Consider the following 13345-nt stretch of genomic DNA (forward strand, 5'->3'; position numbering starts at 1 on the left):
GGACTGAAATACCTTTATAACCGCTTAAATTCTTTGAAAACATAATCTTTCAAAAAAATAATTGCTACCCGTTGACTTCTAAAAATATCTATGTATAATTATAAACAATTAGTAATAAAAATACAGTAACAACAAAAAACAGATTCGAAGACGAAGAGAGTAAATGTGAAGAGAATGTAAGCGAGCCGGGAGTGGTGGAAGCCTGGTATTCAAAACGCATTGAACCGCACTTCAGAGAAGTTTTGGTGAATTAAGTAGCCGAAGCCGGGAGCCCCCGTTAACAGCATCGAGTTGGTCTATTTTCATAGACAATTAGAGTGGTACCGCGGACAAAGGTTATAAAGTCCGTCTCTTACATGGTAAGAGACGGACTTTTTTAGTGGAAAATATACGGAAATTACACAAGGAGGCATTTACTATGACAAAACCAAAAGTAGTATTAGCATATTCAGGCGGACTGGACACATCGATTTCGGTGAAATGGATTCAAGAGAAATACGGGTATGATGTAATTGCTCTTGGACTTGATGTGGGCGAAGGGAAGGATCTTGAGACCATTCGCCAGAAAGCGCTGGATGTCGGAGCTATTAAGGCGATCATGGTAGATGCAAAAGAGATGCTTGCTAAAGATTATCTTATGCCAGCTTTAAAAGCGAACGCACTTTATGAAGGTAAATATCCTTTATCCTCAGCATTGTCTCGTCCTTTAATTTCAAAACTTCTTGTCGACGTAGCTGAACAGGAAGGCGCAGTGGCAGTGGCGCACGGATGTACTGGGAAAGGGAATGACCAGGTAAGATTCGAGGTTTCAATCCAGGCGTTAAATCCTGACTTGGAGGTCATCGCACCTGTAAGAGAATGGGGTATGACACGTGATGAGCAGATCAAATATGCAGAGGAAAAAGGAATTCCGATTCCTGTAAATCTTGAGAATCCTTTCTCTATTGATGCGAATATTTGGGGGCGTGCTTGTGAAGCAGGTGTTCTGGAAGATCCTTGGATGGAAGCACCGGAAGCTGCATATGCATGGACGAATCCGATAGAAAAAACACCAGATACTCCAGATACTATTGAACTGGAATTTGAAAAAGGCGTGCCGATCGCTCTTAATGGAAAGCCGATGGATCTTGTTGCTCTTATTGAGAAATTAAATGATTTAGGCGGGTTGCATGGAGTCGGCCGTATTGATCATACGGAAAATCGTCTAGTAGGCATCAAATCAAGAGAAGTTTATGAAAATCCTGCAGCGATGATTCTGATTAACGCGCATAAAGAACTTGAATTCCTGACACTAACGAGAGAAGTTTCTCAATATAAAGTCAATGTGGAACAGCAAATGTCCAAGATGATTTACGACGGCTTATGGTATTCACCATTGCAGCCAGCGCTGCAGGCTTTTATTGAAGAGACACAGGATGTTGTGACTGGTACGGTCAAAGTGAAGCTTTTCAAAGGTCACTACAACGTTACTGGCAAAAAATCCCCTGTCAGTCTTTACAATGAAGAGCTTTCTACGTATTCTAAAGACGATGCCTTTGACCACAATGCAGCCGTAGGATTCATTAAACTATGGGGGCTGCCGACAAAGGTAAACGCTGATGTCCATAAGGCAGAAGCAATTAAAGCAAAGAAAGTGCCGGTGAGTATGAATGAGTAAGCTTTGGGGTGGAAGATTTACAAAACCGACGGATAAACTGGTCGAAGAGTATACCTCTTCGATCGGTTTTGACGTTAAATTAGCATTACAAGATATACAGGGCAGCCAGGCTCACGTAGAAATGCTTGGCAAGTGCGGCATCATCGCGGAAGAGGAAGCTGCTCAAATCAAAGAAGGCCTGCAGACTATACAAAAGAAAATCGAAAATGAGGAAGTTGAATTTTCGGTAGCTCATGAAGATATTCACATGAATATCGAAAAGCTCCTTATTGATGAAATTGGTCCTGTTGGAGGCAAGCTTCATACGGGAAGAAGCCGTAATGATCAAGTGGCTACTGATATGCATTTATATTTGAAAGAAAAGACGAAGCATCTAATCAATCTGCTTGAATCAGTGCAGAAGTCCCTTGCAGATCAGGCGGAACAGCATGTGGATACGATCATCCCTGGGTATACCCACTTGCAGCGCGCCCAGCCTGTTTCCTTCGCGCACCATTTATTAGCCTACTTCTGGATGTTCGAGCGTGATAAGGAGCGTCTGCAGGATAGTATTAAACGAATCGATTGGTCCCCACTAGGGGCGGCGGCTCTTGCAGGAACGCCATATCCAGTCGATAGAAAAATGGCAGCTGAGTCGCTCGGATTTGAGAACGTTTATCCAAACTCATTAGACGCAGTCAGCGATCGGGATTTCATTTTGGAATTTTTGTCGATTTCTTCTATTTTAATCACCCATATTTCAAGACTTTCTGAAGAATTGATTCTTTGGGGAAGCCAGGAATTCAATTTTGTGGAGCTGGATGATGCGTTTTGTACGGGTTCCAGCATTATGCCTCAGAAGAAAAATCCGGATGTGCCTGAGCTGCTTCGCGGGAAAACGGGCCGTATTTATGGAAACCTGATAGGGCTGCTAACGTTGCTGAAAGGTCTTCCGCTTGCTTATAACAAAGATATGCAGGAAGATAAAGAAGGAATGTTTGATACAGTGGAAACACTTGATGGTGCGTTATCACTGCTGGCTCCGATGCTTGCATCTATGGAAGTCAAATCTGACAATATGCGTCAGGCGGTAAATGAAGATTATTCCAATGCGACGGATATCGCTGATTATTTAGCCGTAAAGGGCCTTCCATTCCGTCAAGCGCATGAGGTGATTGGACAGGTAGTACTTTACGCCATCGAGAATAAAAAATATTTGCTTGACTTAACGTTGGAAGAATACAAAAAGTTCTCGGATTTGTTTGAAAATGATATTTACGAAAAGTTAGCCCCAGACAATGTGGTGGCTGCTCGCTCAAGCGAGGGCGGCACTGGTTTTGAACAGGTTAAGGAACAGCTTGTGCTCGCTAAAAAACATTTATAATGATGTGGGTCTTTTTGGGGAATAATCTAAATATTGTTGACTTTCCAATTCTTGGTTTGTATCATGACTAATAACTTCATACTTTGTATTTACTACTCTTATTTAGAGCAGGCTGAGGGAATTGGCCCTTTGACGCCCGGCAACCGGTCTTTAGACACGGTGCTACTTCCAACGGATTTTGATCCGATAGATGAGAAGGTGAAGCATAATCTTCTGCCTCTTTCATGTTGAAAGAGGCTTTTGTGTGGAATGAAAGTTTTTGTTCATTAAGAGGAGGTACGTTTGATGAGTGTTGTTATTTTAGATGGTGTCAGAACGCCTTTTGGTAAATGGAAGGGCGCATTAACTAAATTAAGTGCAAAGGATTTGGGTGTCCAGGCAGTGAAAGAATTGGCGCAGCGGGTTCCGGAAACGAAAGAAGCGGATGGAGTGATTCTAGCTCAAGTTCTTCAAGCAGGGCAGGGGCAGAACCCCGCTCGTGCTGTTGCTGTGCAATCTGACATCTCATGGTCCGTCCCCGCGATTACCATTAACAATGTATGTTTAGGGGGACTGGCTTCTGTAGCTGATGCCACCAGGAGGATCCACTTAGGTGAAGGTGAGATATATGTTGCAGGCGGCTTTGACTCTATGACGAATGCTCCCCACGTAAGTACCCTCAGAAATGGTTCAGGAGCGGGACCTATTGAATTTACGGACTCATTAATAAATGACGGCCTATGGTGTTCCTTGACGGATTCGTCTATGGGAGAGCTGACGGATCAACAAAATGAAAAATATGAGGTCACACGTGAAGAACAAGATGAATTTGCTCTGAACTCTCATCTGAAGGCAGCTGATGCTCAGCAAAAAGGAAATTTTGAGGGAGAAATTATCAGTGTGCAAGCGGGAAAAGAGAAAATTTCTGAAGATGAAGGCATACGCCCAAATTCCAGCTATGAAAAGCTGAGCACATTGAGACCGGCTTTTCGTAAAAATGGAACGGTCACGGCAGGGAATGCTTCTCAAATGTCCGATGGGGCCAGTGTAGGTGTGGTGGCTTCTGAAGAGTATGCCAAGCAAATTGGAAAGACACCACTTGCTCGTATCATCGGGTGGTCAGAAACAGCGGGCCCGGATTCTAGTCTTCACACGAAACCGTCAGATGCTATTTCTAAGCTGTTAAGGCGGAATGGGCTGGGTAAAGATGATATTGACCTTTATGAGATAAATGAAGCTTTTGCGAGTGTTGCCATTGCAAGCATGAAAGAGTTAGAGCTTGATCCTGGCAAAGTGAATGTCAACGGTGGTGCCATCGCTCTTGGACACCCTCTCGGAGGGACTGGTTTCAGGCTTGTGTTAACGGTGGTGCATGAATTAAAACGACGTGGCGGAGGACGAGGCATCGCATCTCTATGCGGTGGAGGCGGCCAAGGATTCGCTGTTTTAGTAGAAGTGCCTTCGGAATGGAAGTAATAGGAGGCTGTCTGTATTTTCCTAATAAGTTATAGTTATGGTGTTTTTGGGAATACGTACTATTAGAGGTATGAAACCTTACACTAACTTTTTTAGGAGAGGATTGAAGTAATGACTAAGCATATTGAAGCATTCTTTCGTACGGAAAATGATGGCGAAAGTGCAAAAGCTGAATTACAAAAGCTATCTACGCAAAACGAAATGGTAGAACCTATTCCTGAACAGTCGCGTTTAACTGGAGTCGTTCCTGTATTGAATCAAAGCCAATCAAGTGGGGGAGTAGCTGCCGGAGGAGTTGCGGGTTTCGGTGATTTTTTGAAATCTGATAAGAACACCTCTAGAGAAGATACCCCGACAGATGTTGAGCATTTGACCTATTTACTTCATTTTGATGTTAAAGATGACGAGTATCAGGAAGCTCTTTCTATCCTGAAAAATCACGACGGTCATATGGACCAAGATAAAATTTAAAGTTATTTATAGTGCTTTTAGACACTGCTGAAGCTTGTAGGGAAACTCCGGTTTTTCTATAAGCTTTTTTCTTGTTCCCGCGATCTTCATCGGTGTCACGGTATTTCATTCCGCTAAATAAAAAAAGGCTGTCGAGAATTTGCTCCACAGCCCGTGACGGTGCAGTAACACTTTTTGAAATGGTTGGAGCCAGTTAGTTCGTTAGTGCTCCATCGCTACATATACATACTTGCTAAAAAAATTCCCAGGGTTTTCTGGTAAATTTCATCGAACTGCCCGATGGGTAAGGGATTGATACCTTGCCCAAGCTCCACAGTGAAACCTGGTTCGCGGAAATCTTGAATGAACCAATCTTTATAACCTGCAAAACTGTCTACATACCGGATGGGTTCGTATCCGCTCACTCTGGAAAATTCATTGACAATCGTACGGGAACGAGGGGGTTCTAAATTTTCGAAACCCCAAAAGATCACCTCACCTTGAGTATGGAAAGCGAGCATCTTATCAAAAGAAAGTTCGCCTGCTAATTCTGCCATGGCAATGCTTTCAGGTTCTGTCAGGGGAGCGTAGCCCGGAAAATCACGGGGGGCGGGGGATTTAGGTTTGCGCTCTGCTTCTACTTCCCATTTGGCAGGGAATTGATTATTTAAGTCAACCCCGCGAATGTTCGCTTTCCAACCACTGAAATCGGGGCTTCCCCCATTGATAGCCAGTGCTTCTTCTCCGAAATTACCTTCAGGTGGTCCGTTAAGTACGAGGTCTACACCATCAGGATCTACCATTGGGACAACGGACAATGTGACTTGATCATAAAATGGCAGCATAGCTCTTCCACGAATCGTTTCATTGTTAGTAAGAGCCAATAAATAAGAATTTACAAATTCCATAATGACAGGGGTAGTGATCCATTCATTGGCATGAAAAGCTCCATTCCAGTGAACAATTCTTTCCCCGTTTCCAATTTGTAGTTCTATAAGGTCTTTTCCCATTACACTATTGCCGATGGTCCTCTGCCTCATAAATGGATATAACGTGGCTAATGCTTCTAAGTCTGAAGCAAGGATGCCAGAGTCGTAATTTTGCCTTGGGTCAATAATTGTCGTAGTGACTCTTCGTGGTATTCTTATCTGCTGACCTATTTGAAGGGCAGTTGGCACCATGCCAGGGTTCACCAACATTAAACTGTCTACAGAAATTCTTTCTTTCGTAGCAATTTTATAAAATGAATCCCCCGACTTTATCGTATATGTCGTTATACGATAGCCAGGTATTTGTATCGTTTGGCCAATTGATAATGTGTTAGGATTGGCAGTTGGATTTGAGTGAATGATAAGGGGGAGGGGAACGTTGAATGTATTGGATATAGACCAGAGGGTGTCACCTCTACGTATCTGAATCTCCACGAATTGCCGACCTCCTCACGATCAGATTTCCATCTTATTGACTTTGTTAAAGTCCCGTGTTGATATTCATATAATCTCTCTTTAGTGGAACACTCAGTTTCGAGACACAATGAGAAACTAGGAGCTCCGGGAAACGGATCGCTTTCCGGGGGGCGGGCGCTGAGCCTCCTCGAGCTTCGCTCTCCGGGGTCTCACCTGTCCCGCTCTTCCCCCAGGAGTCTCCCCGTTTCCCTCCGCCCCTCTGCCCAATAAGTATCTCGAAATCGCTTCAAGAAAAAGCAAACATTTGCTGATTATCATGACAAGTGTCCTATTTTATAAACCTTGATGTAAAGCGCTATCTTCTCACACGACAGGCATATAGAAGACCTTCTTTCTTGATAAAAGGGTTCGTTTCAAACCTCTATCGGATGGTGTGGTTGGAAAGCTTTCGAGTTTTCCTTTGTAAAAGGTCACCGGCGTATGGAATGGGCTGGCAGAAATAAAGGAAACAAGAAGAACTGAGGGACTCGATGATTCCTTACCGCGCAGAAGTGAAGGAAGGCTCCTCGTCGCTATGTGTTGAGTTGGGAAAGGATTGGAATGTCATCATTTTCTCATCCACCTTGCTCAGGAAGGCAAGTAAACTAAATTATACTTGTGGAGTTTTTAAATAAAACATTTTAACCGTTGCACTGGAGTGTTAAGCTCTCTCTTTATTAAAAGTTTTCTTGTTAAGAGGATTCCGAGAAGAGCATATATAGTGAGGGGCGGCGGGGAATGGGGAGACTCCTGTGGGAAGAGAGTGCTTGGTGAGATCCCGCAGGACGGGACGTCCGAGGAAGCTCACCGCGCTCCCACGGAAAGCGAGCCATTCCCCGCCGCCCTGATCCACTCACCAAATGTCTCGAAACCGAGTCTTCCGCTATCCTGCCATATTGTTGAATCACTCACTTATCAATATCAACAGCAACCTTTAACATAGCTATCTTATTATATGGTTTTTAAAAAATAAAAATGTTCATAACATCATCGTTCAGTTACAATAAGAGGATATACGTATTTTTAGAAAGAAGTGAAGGCTATGAAAACATTTAGTGATTTAGGTATTATTGAAAGCTTACAAATAAAATTAAAAAAGCAAGGGATTGCCACGCCGACCCCTGTTCAGGAGCAGACGATCCCTCTTTTGATTGAAGGAAAAGACGTTATGGCTAAAGCTCAGACGGGCACAGGAAAGACGCTTGCGTTTCTACTTCCGCTGCTGCAAAAAATCGATACGAACAAGCCTGTAGTGCAAGGTTTGATTGTGACGCCTACGCGTGAGCTGGCTTTGCAGATTACAAATGAAGTTGAAAAGCTGCGCCCCGATGATGCAGGGGTGTTAGCTGTGTATGGCGGTCAGGACGTTGCAAAACAAGCGAAGAAATTAGAAGGACAAACTCATATCGTCGTTGCCACGCCTGGCAGACTCTTAGATCATCTGCGAAGAGATACAATCTCACTAGAGCAGGTGGAGCATGTCGTTTTAGATGAAGCCGATCAAATGCTTGAGGCAGGATTCCTGCCCGATGTCGCAGACATACTATCTCAAACGCCACCAGATCGTCAGACCAGTGCTTTTTCTGCCACCATTTCGGATCAAGTGAAAAACTTATCTAATAAATATTTGAAAAAACCGGAGAAAATCAGTGTGAAAGCTGAAGCTGTGACATTAACTGAAATTAAACAGCTTGTCTATGAAACGACTGACCGGGCGAAGCAGGATACGTTAATCCAAATCATGAACGAGCATAGACCATTTCTGGCTGTCATCTTCTGCCGCACGAAGAGAAGAGCGATGAAGCTGCACGGAGCCTTGAAGAGTCATGGTTTTGAAGTGGACGAACTACACGGCGACCTGTCTCAAGCGAAGCGTGAAAAGGTCATGCAAAGTTTTCGTGATGCTAAAATTCAATATCTGGTAGCGACAGATGTCGCGGCTCGCGGACTTGACGTTGAGGGGATTACTCACGTATTCAACTACGATATCCCACAGGATGCGGAAAGCTATATTCACCGAATTGGCCGGACAGGCCGCGCCGGAGGTAAAGGGTTAGCGATCACTTTTGCCGCCCCTAAAGATAAACAGGCTTTACATGTAATTGAAAAAGGGATTGGTGAAAAGCTCAATCGCCGGTCGTTGGACAAGCTGGCTTCCGGGAAGAGAAATCGTGAGGAAGAACGACCACCGAAGAGATCAAAACCTGGAAATAGAAAAAGAAAAAGGTAGCGGAAAGCGACCTGAGTATAAAACACTATAGTATGTGAAAGCGTCCAGGGAAGACCCCTGGACGTTTTTTCTATTCTTTTATACGTATGTGTTACTAGGAAGATTAGAAATATCTGACTTTCGCAGGGGGGAGAGCAGTTAACGCTATGCAGGGTTCAGCACGTCCAACCTTTCCAGCATGAGCCTCGCCATTTTCAACTTGGATCTTGTGGTTTAAATTTAATGTAAGTATTGGAAATTCATGAACATTGAGCAAGGTTAAGAAATATGATATAGTAACAATGTAATTCCGAGTTTACAGATAGGAATTATTTACAATGAGGGGATGAGTAAAATGGGAGTTGAGTTTGTCGACCTATTTAATCAATGGGCGAGCTCTTATGATGATACGGTTTCTGGAAGTGACCCTGAATATAAGGAAGTATTTGAAGGGTATGATGCAATGCTTCAAGAATTAGCGGACCTTTCCATATCACCTGTACTTGAATTCGGAGTAGGTACAGCGAATTTGACACAGAAAACTGTTGCTCAAAACAAAGTAGTCGTCGGCATTGAACCTTCTGAGGAAATGAGAAGGATTGCTAATGTGAAATGTCCGGAAGCGGCAGTTTATGCAGGAGATTTTATTAATTTTCCTGAACTGGAGATGCCCGTACGATCGATCATCAGTTCATTTGCTTTCCACCATTTAAATGAACAGGAAAAACGATTAGCCTTAAAAAAATATTATGATAAACTGGATACAGATGGAGAAGTCATTTTTATAGATACTCTTTTCAAAGATGAAGTATATAAACAACAATTAATTAAGGATGCTGAACAAAAGGGCTTTCTTAATTTAGCTCAGGATTTAAGCGAGGAGTACTATCCTTATTTAGAGGATCTAGAACAAATGTTTCTCCAGCTGGGTTTTGAGGTATCTTTTAAACAACTCAACAAATTTGCTTGGTTGATTCAAGCTAAAAAAGGAGAATGATGTATGCCAAAAATGAACGTAGAAAGTTTTAATCTTGACCATACGAAAGTAAAGGCCCCTTATGTGAGACTAGTAGGTGTAACGGAAGGTCAGCACGGCGATAAAATTTATAAATATGATATTCGTGTAAAGCAGCCTAACAAAGAACACATGAATATGCCTGCGCTTCATTCCCTTGAGCATCTGATGGCTGAAAAAAGTCGTGATCACCACGATCGTATTATTGATATCGGCCCAATGGGGTGCCAGACAGGATTCTATTTAGCCATCCTGAATGATGATAGTTACGATAATGTACTACAAGTAGTAGAAAACACACTTAAAGATGTACTTGAAGCTGACGAAGTTCCTGCCTGCAATGAAGTTCAGTGCGGGTTTGCTGCCAGCCACAGCTTAGAAGGTGCGCAGGAGTTAGCGAAAGAGCTGCTTGATAAACGAGATGAATGGACAGAAGTCTTTTAATTTTAGAAGGCGAGGAAAATTTATGGGATACGTGAAAAATGTTCAATCTTTAGTCGGTCAAACCCCGATGATTGAACTTACTCATTCAGCGATTCCAAATCAAGTGCGGATTTTTGCGAAGCTTGAATTCATGAACCCAGGCGGCAGTGTTAAAGACCGGCTGGGTTTAAAACTGATTGAGGATGCTCAGGAACGCGGTTTATTGAAAGCTGGCGGTCACATAATTGAACCTACGGCCGGGAACACTGGTATTGGAATAGCTCTTGCGGCCATCGGAAAAGGTTTTAAAGTCACTTTTGTCATACCGGAAAAATTCAGCCAGGAAAAGCAGTCGCTTATGAAGGCTCTTGGTGCAGAGGTCATTCATACTCCAACTTCAAAAGGAATGCTTGGAGCCATAAAGAAAGCGAATGAGCTCTGTGAAGAAATTCCTGATGCATTCAGTCCCGAGCAGTTTAACAATATCGCAAACCCTGATACGTATTACGAGACGCTGGGTCCTGAAATCTATGAAGATCTAAACGGTGAAGTTGATATATTTGTAGCTGGAGCCGGAACTGGAGGAACGTTCATGGGCACGGCTCGCTTCTTAAAAGAAAAAAACCCTGCGGTGAAAACAGTAATAGTGGAACCTGAAGGCTCCATTTTAAATGGAGGGGAATCAGGGCCGCACCGGACTGAAGGAATCGGCATGGAGTTTTTACCGTTTTACATGGATGAGAAATACTTTGATGCCATTCATACAGTTACAGATGCTGTAGCTTTTCAACGTTTAAAGGAGCTCGCATTAAACGAAGGACTACTGGTAGCGAGTTCATCTGGAGCTGCGTTTGAAGCGGCTTTGCGAGAAGCGGAGCAAGCTGAACCTGGAACGAAAATAGTCACTGTTTTTCCAGATAGTAGTGAACGGTACTTAAGTCAAGGGATTTATGAGGAGTGGAATGAATGAGGAAAAAAACTCAATTGATTCATGGCGGTATTACTGGAGATGAGAAGACAGGAGCGGTTTCTGTCCCTATCTATCAAGTGAGTACTTACAAGCAAGAAGGTGTCGGAAAGCACTCTGGGTATGAATACTCCCGTACGGGAAATCCGACTCGGTTTGCTTTAGAAGAACTAATAAAAGAGCTTGAAGGCGGCCGCGCGGGGTTTGCTTTCGGTTCAGGGATGGCAGCCATTACAGCCGTTCTCATGACATTTAATCATGGGGATCATGTCATATTTACAGATGACGTATACGGGGGAACATACCGCCTGGTTTCCAAAGTCATTAATCGCTTTGGTCTTGAGGCGAGCTTTGTCGATACAAGTGACGTGGAGAATATCGAAGCAGCTCTTACGGACCGAACCAAAGCGATTTATGTTGAGACACCTACCAACCCTTTATTAAAAATAACGGACATGAATAAAGTCTCCGCACTTGCTAAAGAGAAAAACCTGACATTCATTGTCGACAATACATTCAGTACGCCTTACTGGCAGAACCCGATTGATTTTGGAGCTGATATTGTCCTGCATAGTGCGACTAAATATTTAGGTGGTCACAGTGATGTCGTGGCGGGACTTGTTGTTGTGAACTCCGAGCAGCTTGCGGAAGATGTTCATTTTGTATTGAACTCATCGGGCGGAATCCTGGGACCACAGGATTCCTGGTTATTGATGCGAGGAATTAAGACGCTAGGTATCCGCATGGAGGAAATCGAGAATAATACGAAAGAATTTGTAGAGTTTTTACAGGGACTGCCTGAAGTGAGCAACATCTATTACCCAGGCCTTAAAGGCCATAAAGGTCATGATGTTCATGCAAATCAGGCACGTGGGAACGGAGGAATGATTTCTTTCGACGTAGGCAGCGGTGAAAAAGCGGATCAAGTTCTTCGTAACGTTAAGTATTTTACACTTGCTGAGAGTCTTGGGGCCGTGGAAAGTTTGATTTCAGTTCCTGCCATGATGACCCATGCTTCGATTCCTGTTGATCGAAGAGGAGAGCTAGGGATTACAGATGGATTAGTACGTGTGTCCATCGGTCTTGAGGACATAGAGGATTTAAAAGAGGATTTTTTAGAAGCATTGCGTAAATAAGTTTGAAAAAAGGCAGCCATAGGCTGTCTTTTTTTATGAATATGGCCAGCTGTGACGAGTTCCGTATCCCTTATGAATATATCCATTCATCATAGCCAAACTAAAATTAGAACAAAGTAATAGGAGGGAAATGCGATGGACTACGCTCATTTAAAGGCTCAGCTGGAAGAAAGAAAACGTGAAATTGAGCAGAAGCTGATTGATAATAATTCTTATGGAGTTAAGCAGGGTTTCGCCAGTGACATAGTATCCGGGGAATTATCACAATATGATAATCACCCGGCCGACTCGGGAACAGAATTGTTTGAAAGAGAGAAAGACATGGCTTTACTTGATCACACAGAGCAGGAGCTTGAAGATATCAATTCTGCGTTAAAGCGTTTAGAGCGCGGAACGTATGGTATTTGTGAAGTGTCGGGTAAACAAATTCCTAAAGAGCGGCTGGAAGCTGTACCGACTGCAAAGACTTTAAAGGAATACGCTGCACCCCGTCACGTACCAGAAGATCGCGGTGTTGAAGAAGAGGTTTTAGAGGAAATCGATTTAGAGGATAATGTGGAGAGAAGTGCTTATCAGCAAGTGGCTTCTTTTAATGACAGTAGTATGACCTATGATGATTCTTCCATTCAGGATGATGACGAAGGTTCAGGTTATACGGAAGAGTTTGAACCGTTCGTATCAACGAATATCCATGGATATACTGGACAGGACAATATACATTTAGAGCATAATATCCATTATAAAAAATATAAAGAAGAGCACGACGAATTAGATTCTTAAATAAAAGTCTGCCGGGCTTATGACACCGGCAGACTTTTATTTTAATATCCTACTTCGACAGAAGCATTGACTATATACATTTGATCATTTTGATCATTTTTATCTTCCAGCACTATGCCACTAGTTGTAAGCATTCCGCCCTGGACCTTTTCAATTTCTACCTCACCATAAGGGATAACATTTCTAACTTCCTGCTCATCAAGTAAATCATGGTCAGCCGGCAGAGCAAGTTTCACTCGTACCTTCATATTGTTCAAGTCTCCCTCAGGCAATGCTTCACGAATTCCTGGCATAGAGTTTGAGTTAATGGCATTTTGTGTAGCTCGCACTGATGCGTGAGTAATGTTTTGTCCGTGTACATCAATTCCCATACCTGTTTGGATAAACATCAATTTGTCCATAAAATAAATCCTCCTAAATCGTGTTTATAGATCTATTCCCTAAA

Annotated in this window: 12 protein-coding genes, 1 riboswitch and 1 other annotated feature; of the genes, 10 read left to right on the forward strand and 2 right to left on the reverse strand. The window is 43.0% G+C overall.

Going from position 1 to position 13345, the window contains the following annotated elements; genetic code table 11:
• Positions 1-138 precede the first annotated feature (138 nt).
• Positions 139-356 (forward strand) — a binding site (T-box leader).
• 62 nt (positions 357-418) lie between these two features.
• The 4 genes from LF817_RS12050 (at position 419) to LF817_RS12065 (ending at position 4946) form a co-directional block, all read left to right on the forward strand.
• Positions 419-1657, forward strand: coding sequence for an argininosuccinate synthase (locus LF817_RS12050; protein ID WP_253936074.1), 1239 nt, complete (start codon positions 419-421; stop codon positions 1655-1657).
• Entirely contained in the window at positions 1650-3020 is a 1371-nt protein-coding gene (gene argH / locus LF817_RS12055; protein ID WP_253936075.1) for an argininosuccinate lyase, read from the forward strand. The genes LF817_RS12050 and argH overlap by 8 nt, the downstream gene beginning before the upstream one ends.
• Before the next feature lie 95 nt (positions 3021-3115).
• Positions 3116-3217: riboswitch (SAM riboswitch) on the forward strand.
• Between the two features lie 88 nt (positions 3218-3305).
• The gene (locus tag LF817_RS12060) at positions 3306-4475 is read left to right on the forward strand and encodes an acetyl-CoA C-acyltransferase (RefSeq protein ID WP_253936076.1); all 1170 of its coding nucleotides are present in this window, start codon (positions 3306-3308) and stop codon (positions 4473-4475) included.
• A 111-nt stretch (positions 4476-4586) separates the two neighbouring features.
• The gene (locus tag LF817_RS12065) at positions 4587-4946 is read left to right on the forward strand and encodes a hypothetical protein (RefSeq protein WP_253936077.1); all 360 of its coding nucleotides are present in this window, start codon (positions 4587-4589) and stop codon (positions 4944-4946) included.
• 215 nt (positions 4947-5161) lie between these two features.
• On the opposite strand, the gene LF817_RS12070 is transcribed toward LF817_RS12065, so the two are convergent.
• Positions 5162-6349 (reverse strand): M14 family metallopeptidase, encoded by a 1188-nt coding sequence (locus LF817_RS12070; protein ID WP_253936078.1) that lies wholly within the window; start codon positions 6347-6349, stop codon positions 5162-5164.
• 1063 nt (positions 6350-7412) lie between these two features.
• On the opposite strand from LF817_RS12070, the gene LF817_RS12075 reads away from it, so the two are divergent.
• The 6 genes from LF817_RS12075 (at position 7413) to LF817_RS12100 (ending at position 12900) form a co-directional block, all read left to right on the forward strand.
• Positions 7413-8600 (forward strand): DEAD/DEAH box helicase, encoded by a 1188-nt coding sequence (locus LF817_RS12075; protein WP_253936079.1) that lies wholly within the window; start codon positions 7413-7415, stop codon positions 8598-8600.
• Positions 8601-8934: 334 nt separating this feature from the next.
• On the forward strand, positions 8935-9576 hold the full coding sequence (locus tag LF817_RS12080; RefSeq protein WP_253936080.1) for a class I SAM-dependent DNA methyltransferase: 642 nt from the start codon (positions 8935-8937) through the stop codon (positions 9574-9576).
• 3 nt (positions 9577-9579) lie between these two features.
• Positions 9580-10038: an S-ribosylhomocysteine lyase gene (locus LF817_RS12085; RefSeq protein ID WP_253936081.1), complete on the forward strand. Its 459-nt coding sequence runs from the start codon at positions 9580-9582 to the stop codon at positions 10036-10038.
• Positions 10039-10060: 22 nt separating this feature from the next.
• Complete coding sequence (locus tag LF817_RS12090; protein ID WP_253936082.1) at positions 10061-10987, forward strand: PLP-dependent cysteine synthase family protein; 927 nt, start codon at positions 10061-10063, stop codon at positions 10985-10987.
• The gene (locus LF817_RS12095; protein WP_253936083.1) at positions 10984-12120 is read left to right on the forward strand and encodes a bifunctional cystathionine gamma-lyase/homocysteine desulfhydrase; all 1137 of its coding nucleotides are present in this window, start codon (positions 10984-10986) and stop codon (positions 12118-12120) included. The genes LF817_RS12090 and LF817_RS12095 overlap by 4 nt, the downstream gene beginning before the upstream one ends.
• 135 nt (positions 12121-12255) lie before the next feature.
• Positions 12256-12900, forward strand: coding sequence for a TraR/DksA C4-type zinc finger protein (locus LF817_RS12100; protein WP_253936084.1), 645 nt, complete (start codon positions 12256-12258; stop codon positions 12898-12900).
• Positions 12901-12941: 41 nt separating this feature from the next.
• Here LF817_RS12100 and LF817_RS12105 read toward each other — a convergent pair whose 3' ends face one another.
• Positions 12942-13301 (reverse strand): Lin0512 family protein, encoded by a 360-nt coding sequence (locus tag LF817_RS12105; RefSeq protein WP_253936085.1) that lies wholly within the window; start codon positions 13299-13301, stop codon positions 12942-12944.
• Positions 13302-13345: the final 44 nt, after the last annotated feature.

Origin of the sequence: Halobacillus sp. A1, from assembly GCF_024189295.1 — a bacterium.
GTDB lineage: Bacteria > Bacillota > Bacilli > Bacillales > Halobacillaceae > Halobacillus_A.

What these genes read in the sequence shown, in the direction of transcription:
- LF817_RS12050 (WP_253936074.1), top strand. Translation starts at nt 419, where the DNA reads ATGACAAAACCAAAAGTAGTATTAGCATATTCAGGCGGACTGGACACA.
- argH (WP_253936075.1), top strand. Translation starts at nt 1,650, where the DNA reads ATGAGTAAGCTTTGGGGTGGAAGATTTACAAAACCGACGGATAAACTG.
- LF817_RS12060 (WP_253936076.1), top strand. Translation starts at nt 3,306, where the DNA reads ATGAGTGTTGTTATTTTAGATGGTGTCAGAACGCCTTTTGGTAAATGG.
- LF817_RS12065 (WP_253936077.1), top strand. Translation starts at nt 4,587, where the DNA reads ATGACTAAGCATATTGAAGCATTCTTTCGTACGGAAAATGATGGCGAA.
- LF817_RS12075 (WP_253936079.1), top strand. Translation starts at nt 7,413, where the DNA reads ATGAAAACATTTAGTGATTTAGGTATTATTGAAAGCTTACAAATAAAA.
- LF817_RS12080 (WP_253936080.1), top strand. Translation starts at nt 8,935, where the DNA reads ATGGGAGTTGAGTTTGTCGACCTATTTAATCAATGGGCGAGCTCTTAT.
- LF817_RS12085 (WP_253936081.1), top strand. Translation starts at nt 9,580, where the DNA reads ATGCCAAAAATGAACGTAGAAAGTTTTAATCTTGACCATACGAAAGTA.
- LF817_RS12090 (WP_253936082.1), top strand. Translation starts at nt 10,061, where the DNA reads ATGGGATACGTGAAAAATGTTCAATCTTTAGTCGGTCAAACCCCGATG.
- LF817_RS12095 (WP_253936083.1), top strand. Translation starts at nt 10,984, where the DNA reads ATGAGGAAAAAAACTCAATTGATTCATGGCGGTATTACTGGAGATGAG.
- LF817_RS12100 (WP_253936084.1), top strand. Translation starts at nt 12,256, where the DNA reads ATGGACTACGCTCATTTAAAGGCTCAGCTGGAAGAAAGAAAACGTGAA.
- LF817_RS12105 (WP_253936085.1), bottom strand. Translation starts at nt 13,301, where the DNA reads ATGGACAAATTGATGTTTATCCAAACAGGTATGGGAATTGATGTACAC.